This is a genomic window from Lamprobacter sp., from assembly GCF_034860625.1.
GTDB lineage: Bacteria > Pseudomonadota > Gammaproteobacteria > Chromatiales > Chromatiaceae > Lamprobacter.
The window spans coordinates 1-2991 of the sequence record NZ_JAYESN010000310.1; the positions used below are offsets into that span (position 1 = coordinate 1).

2 protein-coding genes and 1 pseudogene are annotated in these 2991 nt (G+C 60.2%); all 3 read right to left on the reverse strand.

All coding sequences use genetic code 11. The annotated features are described in order from the left end of the window. Positions 1–264: 264 nt before the first annotated feature. Positions 265–573 carry a BrnA antitoxin family protein gene (locus VBE63_RS26700; RefSeq protein ID WP_323686034.1) on the reverse strand — a complete coding sequence of 103 codons (309 nt, stop codon included), beginning with the start codon at positions 571–573 and terminating at the stop codon, positions 265–267. After that, entirely contained in the window at positions 545–826 is a 282-nt protein-coding gene (locus VBE63_RS26705; RefSeq protein ID WP_323686035.1) for a BrnT family toxin, read from the reverse strand. Before VBE63_RS26705 ends, VBE63_RS26700 begins: the two co-directional genes overlap by 29 nt. A 130-nt stretch (positions 827–956) precedes the next feature. After that, positions 957–2991, reverse strand: a pseudogene (locus VBE63_RS26710) (hypothetical protein); the annotation flags it as partial.

The window sequence follows — 2991 nt, forward strand, 5'->3', positions numbered from 1 at the left end:
TGGTGGCTCGGAGCGCGCGTTGCCCTGTCACGTCAACCTGCGTGCAATTCTTCACGGATCACACGCCTGATCCGTTCCTCAAGCCGATGTTCTCGCATGGTATTCTGAAATAGGCTTGTTGCTCATGTTTTTCGGCCTTCCGCATCGCTTTACCAGATTGGTGCGCCGTTTTTGTTCTTGCCATGTGAAACGCATGATCGAAAACGCTCAAGCGCCTGGATTCCGATCCAGAGGTTGGCGTTTGTCGATGTGCAAGGGCTGCGTTTAGGCTTCTGGTGACTGGAGGAACAGCGCGCGCATGGCGTCATTGACGCGCGTCTGCCAGCCGGGGCCGGTGGCCTTCAGTGCCTCCAGCACGTCGGCATCAAACCGGATCGTGGTTGAGACTTTGCGCACCTCTGCCGAGGGACGACCGACACGCCGCAGCCCTGGTTTGACCGCTGCCCATTCCTCTTCGGTGAACGGGCGCGCATCAGCGTCGGATAGCGCCGCGTTGGTAATGGCGGCGTCTTCTTCTAGTGTGTTGAGTAAGATTTTGCGCCCGTTACGGGTGGTTAAATACGTCTCGGACATAACGGATTTGCTCCTGATTGGTGGATTTGCGCAGGCTGATGATGCGTCGGACGTCATCCCGATCAACGAAGGCCACGAAGTACAGGCGCACTCCATTCAGTACCAGCGCGCACTGTCGGTCTTCGCCGTAATCCTCCCGATCGTCGGTCCAGATCAGCGCGGTGTCCCATTCCAGCCCCTCCGCAAACGCCAGCGATAGGCCATGCTTGGCGCGATTCTTAGCGTCTTTGGTGGGATCGAAGGTGATCTTCATCGCTATGATTGTAGTAACGACAACCGCTATGTGTTAGGCCAGTCACATCTCAGTCTCCAAGCAGTTCTTCAGGGGTGCAAATGAGCGGCGAGATCGCTGATCACCGAGGTTTCGATGTAGACACGGGTTTTCATGCCGGGCTGTCCTCGGTGTGATCCTGCTCGAAAAACGCCCAGGCGGTGCGATAGTCCCGCTCGCGATCGGGCCGCACGAACGGGGCTTGATAGCGGATCGTCCGCTCGACCGGGCCGCCGGGCAAGGTGTCGTCCGGGAAGGTCTTGGTGACGGTGCTGCCAGCGGGCAGCTCGCGGATGTCCTCCCAGCCCAGCGCGATGCCCTGCTCGCGACGGTCCGGCGCCTCGACGCCATAGCGGATGCCAGCATTCAGATCCGCCTTGCGCGCGGTGCGCGGCAGACCGACGCCGACCAGACCCTTGCTCGGGGTGAAGACGATGCGCCCGCTCTGGTCGTACCAGGTATCGGCCTCGTACTGGCGCATCACCGGGAATTGGACGCGATAGATGGTCAGCAGTTCGTCCAGGGTCAGGCCGAGGGCTTGGGCGACCAGGACATCGATCTCCAGCAGCGCCTGGCGGCGGGCGTAGTCGGTGCGCAGCGCGCAGTGGCGTTGCCAGTGGGGGGTGAGGTGGGTGAAGAAATCGGGGTCGAGCAGCGGGGAGTCGCTGGACCAGCGTTGCTGGCGAAATTCGGGTTGGTAGCAGGATTGCCAGAGATTGGCGTATTCATTGGTAAGCGCGATCAAAACCAGAAATCTTGTCGTTCTTCTCAGATCGCAACTCGCAATGGGCAACATTGCGGCGGTCGCTTCACGAAAATCTTTCTTTCCCGATGTGCGCGCAAAATAATCGCATGGCAGAGATACCCAGCAAGACGCAGCATCAATCAGTACAGATGTCTCACGAAATGTAATCGAGAAGACGCCATCGATATGAGCAACGTGCTCTGGTAAAACAATGATTCTCACGGATCGCTCGTCTGCTGGATGAGCGCCACGCCTTGCCGCAAGCCGGTAATACTCGGTCACCTTGGAGGTAACTATTTTCTCTCGTCTCGCTCCTACTCTCTCCGGTTCCCCAGAGATTTCTACTGGTTCGAGTACTTCCGTTGAATCTTCGGTGACCGCGTCGCGACACCCGACCCAAGGCACCCTCGGCGTCCGCTCCGCATACTCCGCCGGCGAGCAGTCCGGCACATAGTTGGTGCGTGGCAGATAGTCGTCGGGCAGCGCGGTCAGGTCGAGGCAATCGTAATGACTGTTGGCGGTGCAGACCGCGCGCGGGGTCTTGTAGAACGGGGTGCCGACGAAGAAATGCGGCCCGGAGAGCACCCATTGACCGGCATCATCGGGGAAACGGGTCTCGCGGCGGATGGTGCCGTCGCGCTGCGCGTAGGTCTCGTCGAACATCACCGTCGAGAAATATTCACCCTTGAGATCCCCCAAGCGGCGCGGCTGAGCCGCGAACTTCTCCAGCACCGAGAGCAACTGTCGGGCATGCAGGGCGGGCAGACGCGCTTGCAGCGCTGGCGTGCCGGCCTCGTCGTAGAGCTGGGCGAAGAGCGCCAGCTCATGCTCGCCAACCGGGATCAGGCGATCCCGATGCCCCTGGGTATTCCAGCGCGAGCGCCCGCCCTCGGCTTCTTGCTTGATCCCCGGCACGCTTCCGCCGCCGTCGTGATCAAAGCAGGCATCGACGGTGCGGGGCAGGAACAGGTTCGCCAGATGCGTGAACTGCGGCACCGCTTGGACTGGGCCGTAAACGTTGACGCTAAACTTGGCGTGATGATCAACATCCGGAAAGAGCATCAGCTCATTGACATACTGAAAATGCCCCCGCAACCGCGGATAAACCGCCTCCCGAAACACCCCACCCTTGGGATCATCGTAGACCCCCTCTGGATGCAGAAACCCTGACACGCCGCGATCATTGCTCAGCATCCAAGCCTGCGGCAAAAAGCACTTATACAGATTGGTCTGCACACCCTTGAGCAGCGGATAGTTCTGCCGCGCATTCAGAAACGCCTGCATTCCGGCCTGCTCGCAGAACTCATCCAGCCAAGCCGCCTGCATCTCCGGCCACTCGGCGAACAGGTCCGCCCGCCGCCGCGCCAACTCCGAAGCACTCAGCTTGCGGATCGCAATACGC

Coding starts and splice junctions, on each gene's coding strand:
- VBE63_RS26700 (WP_323686034.1), bottom strand. CDS start 573: ATGTCCGAGACGTATTTAACCACCCGTAACGGGCGCAAAATCTTACTC.
- VBE63_RS26705 (WP_323686035.1), bottom strand. CDS start 826: ATGAAGATCACCTTCGATCCCACCAAAGACGCTAAGAATCGCGCCAAG.